A 25,477-nucleotide genomic window follows, 5' to 3' on the forward strand; every position below is an offset into this window, starting at 1 on the left:
GCATGCCCTCCGCACCTGACACCGCACCCCATCAAGCCCGCCTTGAGTGGGATGAGCAGGGCCAGCCGCTTTCCAGTCAGTTCGCCGATGTGTATTTCTCCAACGAGAACGCTCTGGCCGAAACCCGTTATGTGTTTCTCGCCAACAACCTGCTGCCTGAGCGCTTCGCCGCGCTGACGGCCGATCAGCAGCTGGTGATCGGTGAAACAGGCTTCGGCACCGGACTGAATTTTCTCTGCGCCTGGCAGCTGTTCGAGCAGCACGCCACGGCAACTGCGCGCCTGCACTTTGTCAGCGTGGAAAAGTACCCGCTTAACCATGCTGATCTGCAACGCGCCCTGGCGTTGTGGCCGGAACTGGCGCCCTATGCCGAACAGCTGCTGGCGCAGTACGTGGCGCTGCATCCGGGTTTTCAGCGCCTGGTATTTGCTGACGGGCGCATTGTTCTGACCTTGCTGATTGGCGATGCACTTGAGCTGTTCGGGCAACTGGATGCTCAGGTCGACGCCTGGTTTCTCGACGGCTTCGCCCCGGCAAAGAACCCGGATATGTGGACGCCGGAGTTGTTCGCCGAACTGGCCCGGCTGTCCCATGCCAGCACCACCCTGGGCACCTTTACCAGCACCGGCTATGTACGCCGCCGCCTGAACGACGCCGGCTTCAAGATGAAGCGTGTGCCGGGCCTGGGGAAAAAATGGGAAGTGCTTAAAGGTATCTTTGTTGGGACAACTGAGGCGACCGAAAAGCCCTGGTTTGCTCGCCCACCGCAACCTGCCGGCGCCCGTACTGCATTGGTGATCGGCGCCGGTCTAGCCGGTTGCGCCACAGCCGCCAGCCTGGCTCAGCGCGGCTGGCAGGTCACGCTATTGGAGCGGCACGCCGCCATCGCTCAGGAAGCCTCGGGTAACCCACAAGGCGTGCTTTATCTCAAGCTTTCAGCTCATCACACCACGCTGTCACGCCTGATCGTCAGCGGCTACGGCTATAGCCGACGACTGCTGGAGCAACTGGATAGAGGCACTGACTGGGATAGCTGCGGGGTGCTGCAACTGGCTTTCGACGCCAAAGAAGCGCAGCGCCAGGCGCAACTTGCAGCGGCCTTTCCCGCCGACTTGCTGTGCGCCCTGGATAAAATCGCTGCCGAAGCCAAGGCCGGCATCCCACTGCCAGCTGGCGGCCTGTTCTACCCCGAAGCGGGTTGGGTGCATCCGCCAGCGCTGTGTGCACTGTTTAGCCAGCAGCCGAATATTCAGCTGCAACTGCATCAGGAGGCGCTGGAGCTGCGCCGTGACGGTGGCAACTGGCAGGCCTGGAATGGCGAGCAACTGCTGGCCAGCGCCAGTGTCGTGGTGCTGGCCAGTGCCGCCGAGATCAAGGGATTTACCCAAAGCGCAGGCCTGCCGCTTAAACGTATCCGCGGGCAGATCAGCCGCTTACCTGCCACCGCAGCCAGTCGCGCATTGAACACCGTGGTATGCGCCGAGGGCTACGTTGCGCCGGCCCGCCGGAATGAACACACCCTTGGCGCAAGCTTCGATTTCAACAGCGACGACCTGACACTGAACAGCGCCGATTACGCAAGCAACCTGCAGCTATTGGACGAGATATCACCAGAGTTTTCCGGCGCACTGAATGCTTCAGCACTCGACCCTGAAAACCTGCAAGGCCGCGCCGCATTTCGCTGCACCAGTCCGGATTACCTGCCGATTGTCGGCCCTTTGGCCGATACCGCCGCCTTTACCCAGGCCTATGCGGTGCTGGGCAAGGATGCCCGACAGGTACCGGATACGCCCTGCCCCTGGCTGGATGGCCTGTATATCAATAGCGGCCACGGCTCACGCGGGCTGATCACCGCACCGCTGTCCGGTGAGCTGATTGCCGCCTGGCTGAATAACGAGCCGCTGCCCGTGCCTGCCGATGTGGCACAGGCCTGCCACCCCAATCGCTTTGCCTTGCGTGCGCTGATCCGCAATAAACCGTAGGTTGAGTCGGACGGCGCTCCATTGAGGCGCGCAGCCAAGCCCAACGAGGCCCTGCCGCCGCTCGTTGGGCTTCGCTGCGCTCAGCGCCAACCTACCTGCGACCTCAGCCGCGCAGGCTAAATCGCCAGGCGCGGTGGATTTTCGGGTTACGGGCGAAATCCGGATCGAGGGTCGAAGCACTGATTTCTTCAACCTGATAACGCGCAGCCAGGCTCTCATCGAGCTCAAACTTGCGGAAGTTGTTGGAGAAGTACAGCACGCCACCCTTGGCCAGACGGGTCATGGCCAGGTCGAGCAGCTGCACATGATCGCGCTGCACGTCGAAGATGCCTTCCATGCGCTTGGAGTTGGAGAAGGTCGGCGGATCGATAAAGATCAGCTCGTATTCACCACGGTCTTCGGCCAACCAGGCCATCACGTCGCCCTGCTCCAGACGGTTCTTGTCGGAGAAACCATTGAGCGACAGGTTGCGCCGCGCCCAGTCCAGGTAGGTCTTCGACAGGTCGACGCTGGTGGTGCTGCGCGCGCCGCCCTTGGCCGCATGCACGGTGGCCGTGGCGGTGTAGCAAAACAGGTTGAGGAAGCGCTTGCCGACAGCCTCCTTCTGGATGCGCAGACGCAGCGGACGGTGATCGAGGAACAGCCCGGTATCCAGGTAGTCGGTGAGGTTGACCAGCAGCTTTACGCCGCCCTCGCTGACTTCGAGGAACTGCCCTTGCGTGGCTTGACGCTGGTACTGCTTGGTACCGCTCTGGCGTTCGCGGCGCTTGATCACCACCTTGCTCTTGTCGACGCCCAACGCCTGCGGAATCGCGGCGATGGCGTCGAACATGCGCGCCTTGGCTTTCTCAGGATCAATGGACTTGGGCGCGGCATATTCCTGCACATGCACCCAATCGCCATACAGATCCACCGCCATGGAGTATTCCGGCATGTCGGCGTCGTACAGGCGGTAGCACTCAACGCCTTCCTTGCGCGCCCACTTGCCCAGCTGCTTGAGGTTCTTCTGTAGGCGGTTGGCAAACATCTGCCCGCCTTCACTCAGGCGTGCCTGCTCCACCACTGGCGCAGGAGCAGGGGCTGGTTTGATCGGGTTGCCGTTCTTGTTGTACTGACGCTCTTGCGGCTCAAGCGGCGCCTTATCGGCCTCAGCCTGTTCACGCTCGCGTTCACGCTGCTCAGGTGTACGGCGCTCGCCGGTAACGAACTGCTCGGGCTGCACCTTGATCAGCAGCAGCTTGCACGGCAGCGCGCCGTTCCAGAAGGCGTATTGCTTGTGGCTGCGGATACCCATGCGCTTGCCCAGGTCCGGCGCACCGGTAAACACCGCCGCTTCCCAGCCCATACAGGCCTGACGCAGACGCTCGCCGAGGTTCTGGTAGAGGTACAACAGGCTCGCCTCATCACCCAGGCGCTCGCCGTAGGGTGGATTGCAGATCACCAGGCCTTTCTGGTTTTGATCAGGACGCGGCTCGAAGGTCGCCACTTCGCCCTGATACACCTTGATCCAATCGCCCATGCCTGCACGCTCGATATTGTTACGCGCCGGCTGGATCAGCCGTGGATCGGCTTCATAACCGCGAATCCACAACGGCGGCTTGGCCATACCGGCAGCAGCACGCTGCTCGGCCTCGGCATGGACTTTCTTCCACAAGGCCGGCACGTGGCCCAGCCATTTGCTGAAGCCCCATTGCTCACGGGTCATATTCGGCGCGATATCGGCGGCGATCATCGCCGCCTCGACCAGGAAAGTACCTACGCCGCACATCGGGTCAGCCAGTGCGCCGCCTTCGGTAGCGATGCGTGGCCAGCCGGCGCGTATCAATACGGCAGCCGCAAGGTTTTCCTTCAGTGGTGCGGCGCCCTGCTGCAGGCGGTAACCGCGCTGGTGCAGACTATGACCGGACAAGTCGAGGGAGAGAATCGCCTCGCCGCGATCCAGGCGCAGGTGCACGCGCAGGTCTGGATTCACCTTGTCCACCGATGGTCGCGTGCCGTCTTTCAGGCGCAGCTTGTCGACAATGGCATCCTTGACCTTCAACGCGCCGAAATGGGTGTTGTCGATGCCCGAACCGTTGCCGCTGAACTCCACGGCCAGACTGCCGCTGGATTCCAGATGCTCGAACCAGTCGACCTCCAGCACGCCCTCGTAAAGACTCTGCGCGTCCTGCACGCTGTAGCGCTTGAGCACCAACAGCACACGGTTAGCCAGACGCGACCACAGGCACAGACGGTAGGCCGTTTCCATGTCGGCCATACCACGAATGGCCGAGGTGTGCTCACGCGCCTCTTCAAGGCCGAGGCTGCTGGCTTCTTCGAGCAGCAGACCCTCAAGACCCTTGGGGCAAGTAAGGAAGAGTTCGTAACGATCCGACATGGGGGTTTCCAGTGCCTAAGGCAATCAACGGCGCGCAGACCAATCAGCACGGCCAAAATAAGTGACAAAGCGTCGCAGCGCGACCCTTCGTCGGAATAAACAACAGTCTCAATCGCAATTCATTCGCGATAGCAAAACACCAGCACACCCGACGCATACGCCCACAGCATGGGCGCTACAGCGAAAAATCCGGACGCTGCCATAACGCCTTATGGCCCGACCCTCAAAAAGGTTACGGCCTTATGACGAAACGGTTATTCACAGGCACCCGCGCATTCGTTAGAAATCTACCTAGGCCAGCACTGCAACGGTGCTGGCAAGGAGGCTCGCGACGCCGGCAGCGGACTCCGTAGGCAGAACGTTTCTGCCTGACCTTGCTACAAGGTCTAAGGGACATAACAGTCAACATTGAGGGCTACACCCTATGAGAAGACTTAAGCGTGATCCGTTAGAAAGAGCTTTTTTGCGCGGCTATCAATACGGCATCAGTGGTAAATCCCGCGAACTCTGCCCCTTCACCCTCCCCTCTGTCCGCCAAGCCTGGTTAAACGGCTGGCGCGAAGGCCGCGGTGACAATTGGGACGGCATGACCGGCACCGCCGGCATCCATCGACTCAACAAACTTCACGCTGTCGGCTGATTCAGGAACCTACCGACTCACCATGCGCGCTCCATCCGAGCGGCGGGCGCGAGCCCAGGGGCTCCTTTAGGGAGCCCTTTTTATTGCCTGCCATCCATGGCGGTCACTCTTCGGGCCATCGCTACGCGACGTCAAAAATGGCTCCAGGCCATTTCTATTGCCCGCAGGATTTAGTTCTGAGGTTTCTGCGGCAACGCCGCAATTGCATCAACCGCTTCGCGGATCAATGCCGGGCCCTTGTAGATAAAGCCGGAGTAAATCTGTACCAGGCTGGCACCGGCGGCAATCTTCTCAGCTGCATGCTTGCCTTCGGTAATCCCACCCACTGCGATGATCGGCAAACGGCCTTTCAACTCACCGGCCAACACCTGAACAATATGCGTACTCTTCTCACGCACCGGTGCACCGGACAATCCACCGGCCTCGTCTGCACACTCCAGACCATGCACACCTTCGCGGCCCAGCGTGGTGTTGGTGGCAATCACTGCATCCATACCGGCCTCAACCAGCGCATTGGCCACCTCGATGGTTTCCTCATCGCTCATGTCCGGTGCGATCTTGATCGCCAGCGGTACACGCTTGCCGTACTGGGCAGCCAGATCTTCCTGACGCTTGCGCAGGGCCTCGAGCAATTGCTTGAGCGAGTCGCCAAACTGCAAGCTGCGCAGACCTGGGGTGTTCGGCGAGCTGACGTTAACGGTGACGTAGCTGGCATCTTGATAGACCTTGTCCAGGCACAGCAGGTAGTCATCCACTGCGTTCTCGACCGGCGTATCGAAGTTCTTGCCGATATTGATGCCCAGCACGCCCTTGTATTTGGCTGCCTGCACACGGGCCAGTAGGTGATCGACACCATGGTTGTTAAAGCCCATGCGATTGATGATCGCCTCGGCCTCAGGCAAGCGAAACAGACGTGGCTTGGGGTTACCGGGCTGCGGACGCGGCGTCACGGTGCCGATTTCCACAAAACCGAAGCCCAGCTGAGCAAAACCATCGATGGCGTCGCCGTTCTTGTCCAAGCCGGCAGCCAAACCGACCGGGTTAGGAAATTCCAACCCCATCACCTTGACCGGTAGCGCGGCTGGGCTCTTGGCCAGTAACCCGTTAAGCCCCAGGCGACCGCCAGCACCGATCAAGTCGATGGACAGTTCATGGGAGGCTTCGGGGGAAAGTTTGAACAGCAGCTCGCGGGCCAGGGTATACATGGGCAGGCTTAGCTCGATAAAGTTACAAAGGCCGCGATTATAGCCCGCTGAGCAGCTGATAGGCGAGGCGCACGGCGCTATCAGCCCAGACGGCGCAAGCTGAGTAATTTCCCAGCAGCACTGAACTCTAGTTCGAAGGAACCATAAACACCGTCATGGGTCAAAAACGGCCGAAAATGGTGGGCCGGCACACTGACACTCCGTCCGTCGCGACTTTGCACTAATATCCGGTTGGCACGCCCTTGATAAACCGCACGCAAGCGCTCGGCCGGTAACGCAATATCAAACACCAAACTGGGCATGGAGGCACCTTTGCAACTGACTGCAGCAATCTTGCCATACGCCGCGCGCCTGCCCGGCAAAAAATGGCCAAGCGCCATTTCTCAACTCACCTGCGTCGCCTCGCAGCATGTCCGAGCATGGGCAACAGGCCATAAAAAATTACCGGAAGGAATTTTTAACGGCGCACAACGACAGCCCAAAGGGTGGCCACCAGGGATGACAGGCCATAAAAAACCTGTCTATACGGCCGATAAAGCCTGTGCAGAGCCCTGCGGGCTCTGCCAAACTGGCAACGGTGATTTTGGAGTTCGTACCTGGCTATGAGTCTGTCTGAGCAGCCTTCCACCCTCAGCTCACGCCTCGGTGCCTTAGCGCAACGGCTAGGCCTTATCGGCCGTGGGCAACGCCAGATACTCGAGCGCGCCAGCCAGCTTCGCCTGCCCTTCAGCCCTCTGCCGCAACTGCGTGACAGCATTTGCTGGCAAGATGGTCCTCAGCTACACCGCCTGATAGACCTGCCCCGCAGTGCACTCTCCGGCCCGGTTCAGGAAGACAAGGCGCAAGCCCACGCCATGCTGGTGCGGGTGATTGATGCGCAAGAACAGCAGCTGTCATCGTTCGACCTGCGCATGATCGACGGCCTATCGACCTGCAATCCTCAACAAGCCAACCACACCAGCTTCGAGGCTTTCGCCGCCAGCGAACCCTGCCGTCAGGTACGCATCATCAGTTACAAGGACTTCGTCAAAGCCATCAGCCAACCACTGCCGCGTTTTCTCGCAGGTGAGCGCATCAGCCTGCGCCAAGCCAGCTGGCGCGGCGAGCGGGTGTTCTGGACTGGTGAGCATCACAGCGAAGCCTTTGCCTGTGCCATTGCCTACGCCCGCAGGCGCGAGTTGGAGGTCAACCTGCCGGCTGAACTCAGCCATTACCGCTTGAGCGAACAAGGCCTCTGCAACCTGCAGCAGCACTACCACGTGCTTGGCATGCCCAATGCTGCCTGGAGCGACCCGGCGTTTATGGCGCTGTTGTTGGATAACGGCCTACCCTATGCGCGCTTATCCTTGTTGGGCGGCTCAAGCTCACCGGAATTTCTCCTGCTACCCAAACATTCAACCGAGGCTACAGCCGTGGGTGAAGGCCTTCGTTTAGCGGGTGCGCCAGATGTGGTGGCCTATCTGCAAAAGCTGTAATCGCAACATAGCCGCCATCCAAGTGAGCGCTTAATAAACCCAGTAAGAAAAAGCCCGCAATCTGGTTAGGATTGCGGGCTTTAGATTGGCTATCAATCTAGCATCACACTACCTGCAAGGCGTTATCTCCCAGCAGCCCGTTGATGACTGTGGCTGTATCAGCACCTCCAGAAATGATGCCGCCACCGCCCGGAGTCACACCATACTCAACAGCGACATTAAAGCCTGTCAACTCAATGGTTGTGGTTGCAGCACCACCTGCTGTAGGGCTAACCGCAATAATGGTGCTGTTATCAACTACCGAGAAGCTAAGGAAGTCATCTAGCGATCCGGCGTTGTAGGACTCACCAATCAGCAGCTGGGTGAGATCCAATTTGTCGCCTTCGCTTAAATTGAAGTCCAACACTTTGTCGACACCAGTGGTATCGCCCGACAGCCAGCGGAAGGTATCCGCCCCCACGCCGCCAGAAAGGATGTCATTGCCCAGACCACCGATGAGGATGTCATTACCATCGCCACCAGACAGCACATCGTTGCCAGCTAAACCACTGAGCGTATCGTTATCCCCCAAGCCGAAGAGGTAATCAACTCCAGCGGTACCAACCAGATTATCCACGCCGGCAGTACCATCCACCGACAGCGAATCAGGGACCAACATAGCGCTCAGCACGCTACTTACACTGTCCCCATCACCATCAATACCTACAATATTGTGGGAAAGGCTAATGGGCTGCCCAGTGCTTGCCTGCTCATACTCGAAGAAGCCCAACTTGAAGGTTTGACCGCTGCCACCAGTAATCTGCACAGCACTGAAGTTATTGGTGGAGCTGACTTCGTACCACCACCCTTCCTCCATCCCGGTCACACGAATCGAATTACCCAAATCAGTGAGACCAACCTCACTGGTTTTATCCACCTCTACGCCGCCCTCAATGGCGTAAATGCGGATATTACTGGTAGCCAGGTTACGAGTGGTTTCACCTGAAGCATCGCCGATAAAGTTGTAGTCATTATCGGCCAGCAGCACAGAGATCACGAAGGTTGCGGTCCCTGCACCGCTAGGGCTAACCCAGGCAATTTTCTGGGCGAAGCGATTGGTGGTGTTGTGGCTGGTGTAGGTGAAGCCGGTGCCATTGGCACCTCCTGTTGCCAGACCATTGACCAGATCGATACGCAGCTGCTCACCATTCTTGATGCTGTTGCCATCGCTAATGCCAATTTCGGTGCTATTGGAATTGATGCTCTGTCCCGAGGTGCTCGACAACAAAGCATCGAACGTTGTCCCTCCCATGTCGATCAGCCCTTTGAAGGCAGAGTTACCACCGCCAACACCGGTCTGATTTGTGGCCGAAACCTCTGAGCCGTTGGCAATCGGGCCATAGGTGGTCAACGTGTAGCTATCGGTCGAGGCATCCATATCAATGCGATAACCAAGAGTTCCATTGGCGCTGGTCTTGGCCTCGATAATGGACTGGTCACTGCCATAGAACAGGTAGAGCTGCTGACCATTAAGACTCAATAGATTGCCACTGGCATCCCGAGCAGCAGCGCCCTGCACAATGGAGAAATTGACCTCATCTGGACCATCGCCCCCCGCCGAAGCCTCGAAACGTAGATCCGCAGTAATCGAGCGTGAGTCATTGACCTGGTCGACCAACAGTGCGGTGACCGGGGTGAAAGCGATCGGTACATCGTCCTCGACCTGAATCAGTAGGCTGCCGGCCAGCGGCAACGGATTCACCCCGTCGGAAGCCGCGAGGGCTCCGGTGAGATTCAGCGTCATCACTTCATTATCGTCGTTGTTGTCGTCCGGATGATCCAGCGGCCCGAGCAGGGTGAAGGTGTAGCCACCGTCTGTTTCGACCTCCAGGGTGAAGATATCCTGCAACCCAGCCTTCGCCGTCATGATGTTGCCGGAGAAGTGGTAGGTGATGGCTACTCCGCCGGAAGTCAGTGCTGGCAAGCCAGTCGGAGTGCTGTCCAGGCTGAACTGACCGGAGTTGGTACCTACCTGCAGTTCCGCCAGGCTGCCGGAGACCGTGGTGGTATGAGCATCGTTGTCGGTAATACCGCCAGGCAGCTCATCCTCGTCGACCTTGCCGATCACCGGTGCCGGATCTTCGACATGGATCGTCAGGGTTGCTGTCGACGGGTCACCATCCTTGTCGAGGATGCTGTACTGGAAGCTCTCGAGCTTGTCGCCCTCGATCAGAGCCGGCGGCTGATAGCTCCATGCGCCGGTAGCGAAGTTGAACGACAGGGTGCCGCCCCACTCGGTGGCTATGTCGGTTAACTGCTGATCGCCATCCAGAACACCATCCCAGGTGTAAGTGGTACCGTTGATCTCGATGGAGGCTATGCGGCCGGGGCCGTCGGCACCGAAGGCATCGTCGTCGCCACTAACCACACCGTCGCTGCCGAGCAGAACATTGCCCTCGGCCGGGTCGGGCATTACCGCATCCCGCAGGGTATCGATCAGATCATCGAAGTCGCCTACCAAAATCGGCGCGCCGCTACCATCTAGGTCGACATCCTGTAGCCGATCCTCGTCGATACCGCCACCCACGCCGATGGTGGTGACGTTGAGGTCATTAGTGTTGATGAAGTCCGCCCAGTCGCTGGCGGTGTCGTCCTCAAGGGAGTTACCTCCCGTGCCCAACTGCTCATTGGGATTGCCGCCGCTAATAAAGAACACCTGATTGCTCCACCCTGGAATCGGCGTGTAGGCGCTCATGGTTTGTTCGATGGCAGCAGTGAAATCGGTATTGCCATTGAACGGCCGGGTTCCACCATCATCCGGGTTGATGCTGTCGATCAGCGCAGAGAAACTGGCGAAGTCACTGATCACCGGGTAGGACAGAGCCGTGCCGGAGAAAGCCACGATCTGCACATTGACGCCGGACGCACCGCTGAACAGCGTCTGAGCCGCAGCACGCACGGCCTCCAGCATCTGGTTCAGCTCGGTGTTATCAATGCTGCCGCTGAAATCCAGCACGAACACCGCGTTGACGTCGAGCGGTTTTCCCGCCACCGCCACGGCGTAGTCGTCCTGCGCCTCGGGCACATCGTCCTCGACATTGATAACAAAGCTGCCTGGTGCGAAACCGCCCACCGGGTCGCCATCACCGTCGGTGGCGGTCAGCACGCCGGAAAAGTCGATCGGTAGGCCAAGCAACTGATCATCGTCGGTACTGCCGGGCAGCGGGTGATCCAGCGACCCGAGCAGCTCGAAGGAATAACCGCCACCTGCCATCACGCTCAGGGTGAAGACTGGATCGACACCGGCCATGGCCGTCAGCACATTGCCCACTACCGAGAAAGTCAGTGGCGTATCGTCCGAAGTCAGCCCTTGGGCTTCGAGCGTTGCAATGTCCAGCGGGTCATCGCTCAGACCAAAGCTACCAGCTCCGTCTGCACCGAAGTTGACCAATGCATTGAGGGTACCGTCAGGCGCACTGGTAGTGGTTCCAGTGACGTCGCCATCACCGATGCCACCGGGCAATTCATCTTCATCGACTTGCCCGGAAACCAGTGGAATCGGCTGCTGTGCCTGGTCGTATTGCAGTGGCATGGCAACCGGCACATCGTCTTCCACCTGAATCACTAAGCTGCCTGGATTGAGTCCGTTCAGCGGGTCACCGTCGCCATCGGTAGCAGTGATCAAGCCGGAGAAGTCGATCGGCATGCCAAGCAACTGATCATCGTCGGTGCTGCCCGGCAGCGCATGATCCAGCGGGCCGCCAAGCACAAATTCCCAACTGCCATCTCCGTTCACCGTCAGAGTGAAGATGGTGTTGCCGTTGGCTGTCGCGGTCAGCACGTTACCCACTACCTCGTAGCTCAGAGGTGTGCCTTCGGAGCTCAACGCTTGGGCTTCCAGAGAGCTCATATCCGAGGACAGACCCATGGCGCCAGGCCCGTCCGCACCGAAGCTGACCAGGCTGAATAACGAACCTGCCAGGCCACTGGTGACAGTGACTTGGCCACCTTCAGGGTTACCGTTGTAGGGCGCACCTGCCCCCGTGCTCAAGGCATCTTCCTGCACACTGCCACTAACCGCGATACCCTCCCCGGTCGCCGCAAGCGGCACATCATCTTCAATATCAATCGCAAAACTGCCGGCTGGGAAGCCACCCACCAGAGGATCGCCATCGCCGTCGGTGGCAGTCAACACACCGGAGAAGTCGACACCTACACCTGGCAGATCTTCGCTGTCATTGCCGTCCATGTCCGGATGATCGATTGGACCGCTGAGTACAAACTCGTAGCTGCCATCAGCGTTCACCGTCAGGGTGAAGATAGTGTCAGCACCCGCCGTGGCGGTCAGCACATTGCCAACTACGGCGTAAGTCAATGCGACACCGCCAGAAGTCAGCGCCTGCACGTTCATAGAGCTGACATCGCTGGACAGACCAAAGCTGCCAGGGCCATCTGCGCCAAAGCTGACCAGGGCCGACAAGGTTCCTGCCGGGCCACTGGCGGTGGTGCTCTGCCCACCTTCTGGATTGCCATCATGGGGCGCGCCGGCTCCCGTGGTCAGCGCGTCTTCCTGAACGCTGCCAAGTACACGAATGAACTCTTGCTCATCTCCACGTGCCAGTTGCGGTACATCATCTTCAATATCAATCGCAAAACTGCCGGCTGGGAAGCCACCCACCAGAGGGTCGCCATCGCCGTCGGTGGCAGTCAACACACCGGAGAAGTCGACACCTACACCTGGCAGATCTTCGCTGTCATTGCCGTCCATGTCCGGATGATCGATTGGACCGCTGAGTACAAACTCGTAGCTGCCATCAGCGTTCACCGTCAGGGTGAAGATAGTGTCAGCACCCGCCGTGGCGGTCAGCACATTGCCAACTACGGCGTAAGTCAATGCGACACCGCCAGAAGTCAGCGCCTGCACGTTCATAGAGCTGACATCGCTGGACAGACCAAAGCTGCCAGGGCCATCTGCGCCAAAGCTGACCAGGGCCGACAAGGTTCCTGCCGGGCCACTGGCGGTGGTGCTCTGCCCACCTTCTGGATTGCCATCATGGGGCGCGCCGGCTCCCGTGGTCAGCGCGTCTTCCTGAACGCTGCCAAGTACACGAATGAACTCTTGCTCATCTCCACGTGCCAGTTGCGGTACATCATCTTCAATATCAATCGCAAAACTGCCGGCTGGGAAGCCACCCACCAGAGGGTCGCCATCGCCGTCGGTGGCAGTCAACACACCGGAGAAGTCGACACCTACACCTGGCAGATCTTCGCTGTCATTGCCGTCCATGTCCGGATGATCGATTGGACCGCTGAGTACAAACTCGTAGCTGCCATCAGCGTTCACCGTCAGGGTGAAGATAGTGTCAGCACCCGCCGTGGCGGTCAGCACATTGCCAACTACGGCGTAAGTCAATGCGACACCGCCAGAAGTCAGCGCCTGCACGTTCATAGAGCTGACATCGCTGGACAGACCAAAGCTGCCAGGGCCATCTGCGCCAAAGCTGACCAGGGCCGACAAGGTTCCTGCCGGGCCACTGGCGGTGGTGCTCTGCCCACCTTCTGGATTGCCATCATGGGGCGCGCCGGCTCCCGTGGTCAGCGCGTCTTCCTGAACGCTGCCAAGTACACGAATGAACTCTTGCTCATCTCCACGTGCCAGTTGCGGTACATCATCTTCAATATCAATCGCAAAACTGCCGGCTGGGAAGCCACCCACCAGAGGGTCGCCATCGCCGTCGGTGGCAGTCAACACACCGGAGAAGTCGACACCTACACCTGGCAGATCTTCGCTGTCATTGCCGTCCATGTCCGGATGATCGATTGGACCGCTGAGTACAAACTCGTAGCTGCCATCAGCGTTCACCGTCAGGGTGAAGATAGTGTCAGCACCCGCCGTGGCGGTCAGCACATTGCCAACTACGGCGTAAGTCAATGCGACACCGCCAGAAGTCAGCGCCTGCACGTTCATAGAGCTGACATCGCTGGACAGACCAAAGCTGCCAGGGCCATCTGCGCCAAAGCTGACCAGGGCCGACAAGGTTCCTGCCGGGCCACTGGCGGTGGTGCTCTGCCCACCTTCTGGATTGCCATCATGGGGCGCGCCGGCTCCCGTGGTCAGCGCGTCTTCCTGAACGCTGCCAAGTACACGAATGAACTCTTGCTCATCTCCACGTGCCAGTTGCGGTACATCATCTTCAATATCAATCGCAAAACTGCCGGCTGGGAAGCCACCCACCAGAGGGTCGCCATCGCCGTCGGTGGCAGTCAACACACCGGAGAAGTCGACACCTACACCTGGCAGATCTTCGCTGTCATTGCCGTCCATGTCCGGATGATCGATTGGACCGCTGAGTACAAACTCGTAGCTGCCATCAGCGTTCACCGTCAGGGTGAAGATAGTGTCAGCACCCGCCGTGGCGGTCAGCACATTGCCAACTACGGCGTAAGTCAATGCGACACCGCCAGAAGTCAGCGCCTGCACGTTCATAGAGCTGACATCGCTGGACAGACCAAAGCTGCCAGGGCCATCTGCGCCAAAGCTGACCAGGGCCGACAAGGTTCCTGCCGGGCCACTGGCGGTGGTGCTCTGCCCACCTTCTGGATTGCCATCATGGGGCGCGCCGGCTCCCGTGGTCAGCGCGTCTTCCTGAACGCTGCCAAGTACACGAATGAACTCTTGCTCATCTCCACGTGCCAGTTGCGGTACATCATCTTCAATATCAATCGCAAAACTGCCGGCTGGGAAGCCACCCACCAGAGGGTCGCCATCGCCGTCGGTGGCAGTCAACACACCGGAGAAGTCGACACCTACACCTGGCAGATCTTCGCTGTCATTGCCGTCCATGTCCGGATGATCGATTGGACCGCTGAGTACAAACTCGTAGCTGCCATCAGCGTTCACCGTCAGGGTGAAGATAGTGTCAGCACCCGCCGTGGCGGTCAGCACATTGCCAACTACGGCGTAAGTCAATGCGACACCGCCAGAAGTCAGCGCCTGCACGTTCATAGAGCTGACATCGCTGGACAGACCAAAGCTGCCAGGGCCATCTGCGCCAAAGCTGACCAGGGCCGACAAGGTTCCTGCCGGGCCACTGGCGGTGGTGCTCTGCCCACCTTCTGGATTGCCATCATGGGGCGCGCCGGCTCCCGTGGTCAGCGCGTCTTCCTGAACGCTGCCAAGTACACGAATGAACTCTTGCTCATCTCCACGTGCCAGTTGCGGTACATCATCTTCAATATCAATCGCAAAACTGCCGGCTGGGAAGCCACCCACCAGAGGGTCGCCATCGCCGTCGGTGGCAGTCAACACACCGGAGAAGTCGACACCTACACCTGGCAGATCTTCGCTGTCATTGCCGTCCATGTCCGGATGATCGATTGGACCGCTGAGTACAAACTCGTAGCTGCCATCAGCGTTCACCGTCAGGGTGAAGATAGTGTCAGCACCCGCCGTGGCGGTCAGCACATTGCCAACTACGGCGTAAGTCAATGCGACACCGCCAGAAGTCAGCGCCTGCACGTTCATAGAGCTGACATCGCTGGACAGACCAAAGCTGCCAGGGCCATCTGCGCCAAAGCTGACCAGGGCCGACAAGGTTCCTGCCGGGCCACTGGCGGTGGTGCTCTGCCCACCTTCTGGATTGCCATCATGGGGCGCGCCGGCTCCCGTGGTCAGCGCGTCTTCCTGAACGCTGCCAAGTACACGAATGAACTCTTGCTCATCTCCACGTGCCAGTTGCGGTACATCATCTTCAATATCAATCGCAAAACTGCCGGCTGGGAAGCCACCCACCAGAGGGTCGCCATCGCCGTCGGTGGCAGTCAACACACCGGAGAAGTCGACACCTACACCTGGCAGATCTTCGCTGTCATTGCCGTCCATGTCCGGATGATCGATTGGACCGCTGAGTACAAACTCGTAGCTGCCATCAGCGTTCACCGTCAGGGTGAAGATAGTGTCAGCACCCGCCGTGGCGGTCAGCACATTGCCAACTACGGCGTAAGTCAATGCGACACCGCCAGAAGTCAGCGCCTGCACGTTCATAGAGCTGACATCGCTGGACAGACCAAAGCTGCCAGGGCCATCTGCGCCAAAGCTGACCAGGGCCGACAAGGTTCCTGCCGGGCCACTGGCGGTGGTGCTCTGCCCACCTTCTGGATTGCCATCATGGGGCGCGCCGGCTCCCGTGGTCAGCGCGTCTTCCTGAACGCTGCCAAGTACACGAATGAACTCTTGCTCATCTCCACGTGCCAGTTGCGGTACATCATCTTCAATATCAATCGCAAAACTGCCGGCTGGGAAGCCACCCACCAGAGGGTCGCCATCGCCGTCGGTGGCAGTCAACACACCGGAGAAGTCGACACCTACACCTGGCAGATCTTCGCTGTCATTGCCGTCCATGTCCGGATGATCGATTGGACCGCTGAGTACAAACTCGTAGCTGCCATCAGCGTTCACCGTCAGGGTGAAGATAGTGTCAGCACCCGCCGTGGCGGTCAGCACATTGCCAACTACGGCGTAAGTCAATGCGACACCGCCAGAAGTCAGCGCCTGCACGTTCATAGAGCTGACATCGCTGGACAGACCAAAGCTGCCAGGGCCATCTGCGCCAAAGCTGACCAGGGCCGACAAGGTTCCTGCCGGGCCACTGGCGGTGGTGCTCTGCCCACCTTCTGGATTGCCATCATGGGGCGCGCCGGCTCCCGTGGTCAGCGCGTCTTCCTGAACGCTGCCAAGTACACGAATGAACTCTTGCTCATCTCCACGTGCCAGTTGCGGTACATCATCTTCAATATCAATCGCAAAACTGCCGGCTGGGAAGCCACCCACCAGAGGGTCGCCATCGCCGTCGGTGGCAGTCAACACACCGGAGAAGTCGACACCTACACCTGGCAGATCTTCGCTGTCATTGCCGTCCATGTCCGGATGATCGATTGGACCGCTGAGTACAAACTCGTAGCTGCCATCAGCGTTCACCGTCAGGGTGAAGATAGTGTCAGCACCCGCCGTGGCGGTCAGCACATTGCCAACTACGGCGTAAGTCAATGCGACACCGCCAGAAGTCAGCGCCTGCACGTTCATAGAGCTGACATCGCTGGACAGACCAAAGCTGCCAGGGCCATCTGCGCCAAAGCTGACCAGGGCCGACAAGGTTCCTGCCGGGCCACTGGCGGTGGTGCTCTGCCCACCTTCTGGATTGCCATCATGGGGCGCGCCGGCTCCCGTGGTCAGCGCGTCTTCCTGAACGCTGCCAAGTACACGAATGAACTCTTGCTCATCTCCACGTGCCAGTTGCGGTACATCATCTTCAATATCAATCGCAAAACTGCCGGCTGGGAAGCCACCCACCAGAGGGTCGCCATCGCCGTCGGTGGCAGTCAACACACCGGAGAAGTCGACACCTACACCTGGCAGATCTTCGCTGTCATTGCCGTCCATGTCCGGATGATCGATTGGACCGCTGAGTACAAACTCGTAGCTGCCATCAGCGTTCACCGTCAGGGTGAAGATAGTGTCAGCACCCGCCGTGGCGGTCAGCACATTGCCAACTACGGCGTAAGTCAATGCGACACCGCCAGAAGTCAGCGCCTGCACGTTCATAGAGCTGACATCGCTGGACAGACCAAAGCTGCCAGGGCCATCTGCGCCAAAGCTGACCAGGGCCGACAAGGTTCCTGCCGGGCCACTGGCGGTGGTGCTCTGCCCACCTTCTGGATTGCCATCATGGGGCGCGCCGGCTCCCGTGGTCAGCGCGTCTTCCTGAACGCTGCCAAGTACACGAATGAACTCTTGCTCATCTCCACGTGCCAGTTGCGGTACATCATCTTCAATATCAATCGCAAAACTGCCGGCTGGGAAGCCACCCACCAGAGGGTCGCCATCGCCGTCGGTGGCAGTCAACACACCGGAGAAGTCGACACCTACACCTGGCAGATCTTCGCTGTCATTGCCGTCCATGTCCGGATGATCGATTGGACCGCTGAGTACAAACTCGTAGCTGCCATCAGCGTTCACCGTCAGGGTGAAGATAGTGTCAGCACCCGCCGTGGCGGTCAGCACATTGCCAACTACGGCGTAAGTCAATGCGACACCGCCAGAAGTCAGCGCCTGCACGTTCATAGAGCTGACATCGCTGGACAGACCAAAGCTGCCAGGGCCATCTGCGCCAAAGCTGACCAGGGCCGACAAGGTTCCTGCCGGGCCACTGGCGGTGGTGCTCTGCCCACCTTCTGGATTGCCATCATGGGGCGCGCCGGCTCCCGTGGTCAGCGCGTCTTCCTGAACGCTGCCAAGTACACGAATGAACTCTTGCTCATCTCCACGTGCCAGTTGCGGTACATCATCTTCAATATCAATCGCAAAACTGCCGGCTGGGAAGCCACCCACCAGAGGGTCGCCATCGCCGTCGGTGGCAGTCAACACACCGGAGAAGTCGACACCTACACCTGGCAGATCTTCGCTGTCATTGCCGTCCATGTCCGGATGATCGATTGGACCGCTGAGTACAAACTCGTAGCTGCCATCAGCGTTCACCGTCAGGGTGAAGATAGTGTCAGCACCCGCCGTGGCGGTCAGCACATTGCCAACTACGGCGTAAGTCAATGCGACACCGCCAGAAGTCAGCGCCTGCACGTTCATAGAGCTGACATCGCTGGACAGACCAAAGCTGCCAGGGCCATCTGCGCCAAAGCTGACCAGGGCCGACAAGGTTCCTGCCGGGCCACTGGCGGTGGTGCTCTGCCCACCTTCTGGATTGCCATCATGGGGCGCGCCGGCTCCCGTGGTCAGCGCGTCTTCCTGAACGCTGCCAAGTACACGAATGAACTCTTGCTCATCTCCACGTGCCAGTTGCGGTACATCATCTTCAATATCAATCGCAAAACTGCCGGCTGGGAAGCCACCCACCAGAGGGTCGCCATCGCCGTCGGTGGCAGTCAACACACCGGAGAAGTCGACACCTACACCTGGCAGATCTTCGCTGTCATTGCCGTCCATGTCCGGATGATCGATTGGACCGCTGAGTACAAACTCGTAGCTGCCATCAGCGTTCACCGTCAGGGTGAAGATAGTGTCAGCACCCGCCGTGGCGGTCAGCACATTGCCAACTACGGCGTAAGTCAATGCGACACCGCCAGAAGTCAGCGCCTGCACGTTCATAGAGCTGACATCGCTGGACAGACCAAAGCTGCCAGGGCCATCTGCGCCAAAGCTGACCAGGGCCGACAAGGTTCCTGCCGGGCCACTGGCGGTGGTGCTCTGCCCACCTTCTGGATTGCCATCATGGGGCGCGCCGGCTCCCGTGGTCAGCGCGTCTTCCTGAACGCTGCCAAGTACACGAATGAACTCTTGCTCATCTCCACGTGCCAGTTGCGGTACATCATCTTCAATATCAATCGCAAAACTGCCGGCTGGGAAGCCACCCACCAGAGGGTCGCCATCGCCGTCGGTGGCAGTCAACACACCGGAGAAGTCGACACCTACACCTGGCAGATCTTCGCTGTCATTGCCGTCCATGTCCGGATGATCGATTGGACCGCTGAGTACAAACTCGTAGCTGCCATCAGCGTTCACCGTCAGGGTGAAGATAGTGTCAGCACCCGCCGTGGCGGTCAGCACATTGCCAACTACGGCGTAAGTCAATGCGACACCGCCAGAAGTCAGCGCCTGCACGTTCATAGAGCTGACATCGCTGGACAGACCAAAGCTGCCAGGGCCATCTGCGCCAAAGCTGACCAGGGCCGACAAGGTTCCTGCCGGGCCACTGGCGGTGGTGCTCTGCCCACCTTCTGGATTGCCATCATGGGGCGCGCCGGCTCCCGTGGTCAGCGCGTCTTCCTGAACGCTGCCAAGTACACGAATGAACTCTTGCTCATCTCCACGTGCCAGTTGCGGTACATCATCTTCAATATCAATCGCAAAACTGCCGGCTGGGAAGCCACCCACCAGAGGGTCGCCATCGCCGTCGGTGGCAGTCAACACACCGGAGAAGTCGACACCTACACCTGGCAGATCTTCGCTGTCATTGCCGTCCATGTCCGGATGATCGATTGGACCGCTGAGTACAAACTCGTAGCTGCCATCAGCGTTCACCGTCAGGGTGAAGATAGTGTCAGCACCCGCCGTGGCGGTCAGCACATTGCCAACTACGGCGTAAGTCAATGCGACACCGCCAGAAGTCAGCGCCTGCACGTTCATAGAGCTGACATCGCTGGACAGACCAAAGCTGCCAGGGCCATCTGCGCCAAAGCTGACCAGGGCCGACAAGGTTCCTGCCGGGCCACTGGCGGTGGTGCTCTGCCCACCTTCTGGATTGCCATCATGGGGCGCGCCGGCTCCCGTGGTCAGCGCGTCTTCCTGAACGCTGCCAAGTACACGAATGAACTCTTGCTCATCTCCACGTGCCAGTTGCGGTACATCATCTTCAATATCAATCGCAAAACTGCCGGCTGGGAAGCCACCCACCAGAGGGTCGCCATCGCCGTCGGTGGCAGTCAACACACCGGAGAAGTCGACACCTACACCTGGCAGATCTTCGCTGTCATTGCCGTCCATGTCCGGATGATCGATTGGACCGCTGAGTACAAACTCGTAGCTGCCATCAGCGTTCACCGTCAGGGTGAAGATAGTGTCAGCACCCGCCGTGGCGGTCAGCACATTGCCAACTACGGCGTAAGTCAATGCGACACCGCCAGAAGTCAGCGCCTGCACGTTCATAGAGCTGACATCGCTGGACAGACCAAAGCTGCCAGGGCCATCTGCGCCAAAGCTGACCAGGGCCGACAAGGTTCCTGCCGGGCCACTGGCGGTGGTGCTCTGCCCACCTTCTGGATTGCCATCATGGGGCGCGCCGGCTCCCGTGGTCAGCGCGTCTTCCTGAACGCTGCCAAGTACACGAATGAACTCTTGCTCATCTCCACGTGCCAGTTGCGGTACATCATCTTCAATATCAATCGCAAAACTGCCGGCTGGGAAGCCACCCACCAGAGGGTCGCCATCGCCGTCGGTGGCAGTCAACACACCGGAGAAGTCGACACCTACACCTGGCAGATCTTCGCTGTCATTGCCGTCCATGTCCGGATGATCGATTGGACCGCTGAGTACAAACTCGTAGCTGCCATCAGCGTTCACCGTCAGGGTGAAGATAGTGTCAGCACCCGCCGTGGCGGTCAGCACATTGCCAACTACGGCGTAAGTCAATGCGACACCGCCAGAAGTCAGCGCCTGCACGTTCATAGAGCTGACATCGCTGGACAGACCAAAGCTGCCAGGGCCATCTGCGCCAAAGCTGACCAGGGCCGACAAGGTTCCTGCCGGGCCACTGGCGGTGGTGCTCTGCCCACCTTCTGGATTGCCATCATGGGGCGCGCCGGCTCCCGTGGTCAGCGCGTCTTCCTGAACGCTGCCAAGTACACGAATGAACTCTTGCTCATCTCCACGTGCCAGTTGCGGTACATCATCTTCAATATCAATCGCAAAACTGCCGGCTGGGAAGCCACCCACCAGAGGGTCGCCATCGCCGTCGGTGGCAGTCAACACACCGGAGAAGTCGACACCTACACCTGGCAGATCTTCGCTGTCATTGCCGTCCATGTCCGGATGATCGATTGGACCGCTGAGTACAAACTCGTAGCTGCCATCAGCGTTCACCGTCAGGGTGAAGATAGTGTCAGCACCCGCCGTGGCGGTCAGCACATTGCCAACTACGGCGTAAGTCAATGCGACACCGCCAGAAGTCAGCGCCTGCACGTTCATAGAGCTGACATCGCTGGACAGACCAAAGCTGCCAGGGCCATCTGCGCCAAAGCTGACCAGGGCCGACAAGGTTCCTGCCGGGCCACTGGCGGTGGTGCTCTGCCCACCTTCTGGATTGCCATCATGGGGCGCGCCGGCTCCCGTGGTCAGCGCGTCTTCCTGAACGCTGCCAAGTACACGAATGAACTCTTGCTCATCTCCACGTGCCAGTTGCGGTACATCATCTTCAATATCAATCGCAAAACTGCCGGCTGGGAAGCCACCCACCAGAGGGTCGCCATCGCCGTCGGTGGCAGTCAACACACCGGAGAAGTCGACACCTACACCTGGCAGATCTTCGCTGTCATTGCCGTCCATGTCCGGATGATCGATTGGACCGCTGAGTACAAACTCGTAGCTGCCATCAGCGTTCACCGTCAGGGTGAAGATAGTGTCAGCACCCGCCGTGGCGGTCAGCACATTGCCAACTACGGCGTAAGTCAATGCGACACCGCCAGAAGTCAGCGCCTGCACGTTCATAGAGCTGACATCGCTGGACAGACCAAAGCTGCCAGGGCCATCTGCGCCAAAGCTGACCAGGGCCGACAAGGTTCCTGCCGGGCCACTGGCGGTGGTGCTCTGCCCACCTTCTGGATTGCCATCATGGGGCGCGCCGGCTCCCGTGGTCAGCGCGTCTTCCTGAACGCTGCCAAGTACACGAATGAACTCTTGCTCATCTCCACGTGCCAGTTGCGGTACATCATCTTCAATATCAATCGCAAAACTGCCGGCTGGGAAGCCACCCACCAGAGGGTCGCCATCGCCGTCGGTGGCAGTCAACACACCGGAGAAGTCGACACCTACACCTGGCAGATCTTCGCTGTCATTGCCGTCCATGTCCGGATGATCGATTGGACCGCTGAGTACAAACTCGTAGCTGCCATCAGCGTTCACCGTCAGGGTGAAGATAGTGTCAGCACCCGCCGTGGCGGTCAGCACATTGCCAACTACGGCGTAAGTCAATGCGACACCGCCAGAAGTCAGCGCCTGCACGTTCATAGAGCTGACATCGCTGGACAGACCAAAGCTGCCAGGGCCATCTGCGCCAAAGCTGACCAGGGCCGACAAGGTTCCTGCCGGGCCACTGGCGGTGGTGCTCTGCCCACCTTCTGGATTGCCATCATGGGGCGCGCCGGCTCCCGTGGTCAGCGCGTCTTCCTGAACGCTGCCAAGTACACGAATGAACTCTTGCTCATCTCCACGTGCCAGTTGCGGTACATCATCTTCAATATCAATCGCAAAACTGCCGGCTGGGAAGCCACCCACCAGAGGGTCGCCATCGCCGTCGGTGGCAGTCAACACACCGGAGAAGTCGACACCTACACCTGGCAGATCTTCGCTGTCATTGCCGTCCATGTCCGGATGATCGATTGGACCGCTGAGTACAAACTCGTAGCTGCCATCAGCGTTCACCGTCAGGGTGAAGATAGTGTCAGCACCCGCCGTGGCGGTCAGCACATTGCCAACTACGGCGTAAGTCAATGCGACACCGCCAGAAGTCAGCGCCTGCACGTTCATAGAGCTGACATCGCTGGACAGACCAAAGCTGCCAGGGCCATCTGCGCCAAAGCTGACCAGGGCCGACAAGGTTCCTGCCGGGCCACTGGCGGTGGTGCTCTGCCCACCTTCTGGATTGCCATCATGGGGCGCGCCGGCTCCCGTGGTCAGCGCGTCTTCCTGAACGCTGCCAAGTACACGAATGAACTCTTGCTCATCTCCACGTGCCAGTTGCGGTACATCATCTTCAATATCAATCGCAAAACTGCCGGCTGGGAAGCCACCCACCAGAGGGTCGCCATCGCCGTCGGTGGCAGTCAACACACCGGAGAAGTCGACACCTACACCTGGCAGATCTTCGCTGTCATTGCCGTCCATGTCCGGATGATCGATTGGACCGCTGAGTACAAACTCGTAGCTGCCATCAGCGTTCACCGTCAGGGTGAAGATAGTGTCAGCACCCGCCGTGGCGGTCAGCACATTGCCAACTACGGCGTAAGTCAATGCGACACCGCCAGAAGTCAGCGCCTGCACGTTCATAGAGCTGACATCGCTGGACAGACCAAAGCTGCCAGGGCCATCTGCGCCAAAGCTGACCAGGGCCGACAAGGTTCCTGCCGGGCCACTGGCGGTGGTGCTCTGCCCACCTTCTGGATTGCCATCATGGGGCGCGCCGGCTCCCGTGGTCAGCGCGTCTTCCTGAACGCTGCCAAGTACACGAATGAACTCTTGCTCATCGCCATGTGCCAGCTGCGGTACATCATCTTCAACATCAATCACAAAGCTGCCAGCGTTAAAACTGCCAACCGAGTCACCATCGCCATCGACGGCCGCCAATACACCAGAGAAATCAATCGCCAGCTCCAGCAACTCGTCGTCATTGCCATCAGCGAGCGGGTGATCGAGTTGACCGACCAGAGTGAAGGTGAAACTGCCATCGCCACCCACCTCCAAAGTGAAGATGGTCTCAGCCCCCGCCGAAGCGGTTAGCACACCGCCGATTACGCTAAAGCTAAGAGCAGTGCCGCCGGAAGCAAGGCCCTGAGCCTCAAGACTGGCAATGGCGCTAGGGCTACCAGAAAGGCCGAAGCTACCGACACCATCGGCACCGAAATTGACCTGTGCACTCAGGGTGCCTGGGCCGCCGGAGGCCACGTTGGTAATTGCATCGCCATCACTGATGCCATCAGAGGTTTCGTCCTCATCGACGATGGCAGAGACCAAGGCGTCCTCACCTTCGGCGAGAATGGGCCCGTCGTCATTTACCAAAACATCAATAAACACAGTAGGCGAGACGTCACCGTCTAGGTCGAACATCCGCACAGGGAAGCTTTCGCCAACTTGGTCAGCAGCCCCTGTTGCATTAGGGTTCGTGTGATCAAAGGTGTTACTGGTGAGGGTATAAGTCCAGTTGCCGGCCGCATCCACAGTCAGAATGCCGTACTGCCCTTGAACCACACCGCCGCCGGTTACATTTATCCAGTCGCCGTTGACATCCTGAACTTCCAGTGCAGACACACCATCTGGAGAATTGATAACGATGGCGCCACTGGCCTGATCAGAATTACTGGCAGGATTGGTCCCGTCAGCCAGGCCCTCTTCATCCACGATTGCTGGGCCGGCAATCAACGTACCGCTACCGTCTTCGTATTCGATATCTATAACTGGAGTGAAATCCGGAGCATCCGGCGCCTCATCACTTACCACCGGTTCAGGATCGGGAAACTCCGGCCCAGTGTTCAGCCCTTCGGTCGGGAAGCCAATGATCGGATCAAGCGCGCCGCCAGTTTCACCCAGCAGTACAAACGAGTGACCGCCTCCCGCGCCACCTGCGCCACCCGCACCTGGGCCCGCTGCAGTTGCTTCACCTTCAAGGGTCGGGTCGACACCTGCTTCAATGGCGGCCTGCAATTGCTCAACATCGGTCAAGTCGCCATCACTCGGCGCTGCCGGAGGCGTCTCAGCTGTAGGCGCTTGTTGGTTGGAATTGCCTGCGAGCATTTGCTCGGTGAGATTCAGGCTGCTATCGCGGCCCAAGGTGAGTTGTTGCCCATTGCTCATGGCAACCGCAATAGATCCTGCGGCGCCAGTAACGATTTGTTCCCCCGCAAAAACTCGATCGCCTTCACTGAGTGGCCGACGCGTTCCGTCGCCAGCTACCGCATAGACTTCGCCGATAACTTGGCTGACGACACCAATCAAAGTAGCCATGACTCCATCCTCACTACAACTGCCGACCACCGCCGACACGTATGCCAAAAAGGTCTGAATACCTTTCAAGGAGAGAACAAAGCCACTGGCTGATTACAACGACGTCACACTCAAAAACAAAAACGACAAAAAACTGTCACCCTGACCCGCGTCGCCCACCACACCAGAAAAATCCCGCCCCTATTTGCATTTGACCATCTGTTTTAGCTACGCACGCCACCTAACGGCACGAAATGCGCAGCTTCTGAATGGAAACAATGTGCTGTTTTTCGCAGGCTGCATAAGATTTTTTCCTTATAGGCCTTGTAACTATTTTTTC

The 25,477-nt window shown here is 59.0% G+C and carries 8 protein-coding genes; 4 read left to right on the top strand and 4 right to left on the bottom strand.

Annotated elements, in window-relative coordinates; genetic code table 11:
- The first annotated feature begins 2 nt into the window (after positions 1-2).
- Positions 3-1,982: a bifunctional tRNA (5-methylaminomethyl-2-thiouridine)(34)-methyltransferase MnmC2/FAD-dependent 5-carboxymethylaminomethyl-2-thiouridine(34) oxidoreductase MnmC1 gene (gene mnmC / locus BLW24_RS21690; RefSeq protein ID WP_090387831.1), complete on the top strand. Its 1,980-nt coding sequence runs from the start codon at positions 3-5 to the stop codon at positions 1,980-1,982.
- Between the two features lie 103 nt (positions 1,983-2,085).
- Here the strand turns inward: mnmC and rlmKL are convergent, their stop codons facing one another.
- Positions 2,086-4,359 (bottom strand): bifunctional 23S rRNA (guanine(2069)-N(7))-methyltransferase RlmK/23S rRNA (guanine(2445)-N(2))-methyltransferase RlmL, encoded by a 2,274-nt coding sequence (gene rlmKL / locus BLW24_RS21695; RefSeq protein WP_090386841.1) that lies wholly within the window; start codon positions 4,357-4,359, stop codon positions 2,086-2,088.
- A gap of 424 nt (positions 4,360-4,783) precedes the next feature.
- Here rlmKL and rmf point away from each other — a divergent pair, with 424 nt between their 5' ends.
- A complete protein-coding gene (gene rmf / locus BLW24_RS21700) occupies positions 4,784-4,999 on the top strand; it encodes a ribosome modulation factor (RefSeq protein ID WP_090386842.1) in 216 nt (71 codons plus the stop codon).
- Between the two features lie 170 nt (positions 5,000-5,169).
- On the opposite strand, the gene BLW24_RS21705 is transcribed toward rmf, so the two are convergent.
- Together BLW24_RS21705 and BLW24_RS21710 are read right to left on the bottom strand one after the other, a co-directional pair.
- On the bottom strand, positions 5,170-6,204 hold the full coding sequence (locus tag BLW24_RS21705; protein WP_090386844.1) for a quinone-dependent dihydroorotate dehydrogenase: 1,035 nt from the start codon (positions 6,202-6,204) through the stop codon (positions 5,170-5,172).
- An 80-nt stretch (positions 6,205-6,284) separates the two neighbouring features.
- Positions 6,285-6,506 carry a DUF2835 domain-containing protein gene (locus tag BLW24_RS21710; RefSeq protein ID WP_090387832.1) on the bottom strand — a complete coding sequence of 74 codons (222 nt, stop codon included), beginning with the start codon at positions 6,504-6,506 and terminating at the stop codon, positions 6,285-6,287.
- A 10-nt stretch (positions 6,507-6,516) separates the two neighbouring features.
- Between BLW24_RS21710 and BLW24_RS26095 the strand changes: the two genes are divergently transcribed.
- Entirely contained in the window at positions 6,517-6,810 is a 294-nt protein-coding gene (locus BLW24_RS26095) for a hypothetical protein (RefSeq protein WP_167360425.1), read from the top strand.
- Entirely contained in the window at positions 6,807-7,679 is an 873-nt protein-coding gene (locus BLW24_RS21715) for a DUF6685 family protein (protein WP_090386845.1), read from the top strand. The genes BLW24_RS26095 and BLW24_RS21715 overlap by 4 nt, the downstream gene beginning before the upstream one ends.
- A 103-nt stretch (positions 7,680-7,782) precedes the next feature.
- On the opposite strand, the gene BLW24_RS21720 is transcribed toward BLW24_RS21715, so the two are convergent.
- Positions 7,783-25,158: a retention module-containing protein gene (locus tag BLW24_RS21720; protein WP_090386847.1), complete on the bottom strand. Its 17,376-nt coding sequence runs from the start codon at positions 25,156-25,158 to the stop codon at positions 7,783-7,785.
- Between the last annotated feature and the right edge of the window lie 319 nt (positions 25,159-25,477).

The organism is Pseudomonas anguilliseptica, assembly GCF_900105355.1.
GTDB classification, from domain to species: domain Bacteria; phylum Pseudomonadota; class Gammaproteobacteria; order Pseudomonadales; family Pseudomonadaceae; genus Aquipseudomonas; species Aquipseudomonas anguilliseptica.

Coding starts and splice junctions, on each gene's coding strand:
- mnmC (WP_090387831.1), top strand. CDS start 3: ATGCCCTCCGCACCTGACACCGCACCCCATCAAGCCCGCCTTGAGTGG.
- rlmKL (WP_090386841.1), bottom strand. CDS start 4,359: ATGTCGGATCGTTACGAACTCTTCCTTACTTGCCCCAAGGGTCTTGAG.
- rmf (WP_090386842.1), top strand. CDS start 4,784: ATGAGAAGACTTAAGCGTGATCCGTTAGAAAGAGCTTTTTTGCGCGGC.
- BLW24_RS21705 (WP_090386844.1), bottom strand. CDS start 6,204: ATGTATACCCTGGCCCGCGAGCTGCTGTTCAAACTTTCCCCCGAAGCC.
- BLW24_RS21710 (WP_090387832.1), bottom strand. CDS start 6,506: ATGCCCAGTTTGGTGTTTGATATTGCGTTACCGGCCGAGCGCTTGCGT.
- BLW24_RS21715 (WP_090386845.1), top strand. CDS start 6,807: ATGAGTCTGTCTGAGCAGCCTTCCACCCTCAGCTCACGCCTCGGTGCC.
- BLW24_RS21720 (WP_090386847.1), bottom strand. CDS start 25,158: ATGGCTACTTTGATTGGTGTCGTCAGCCAAGTTATCGGCGAAGTCTAT.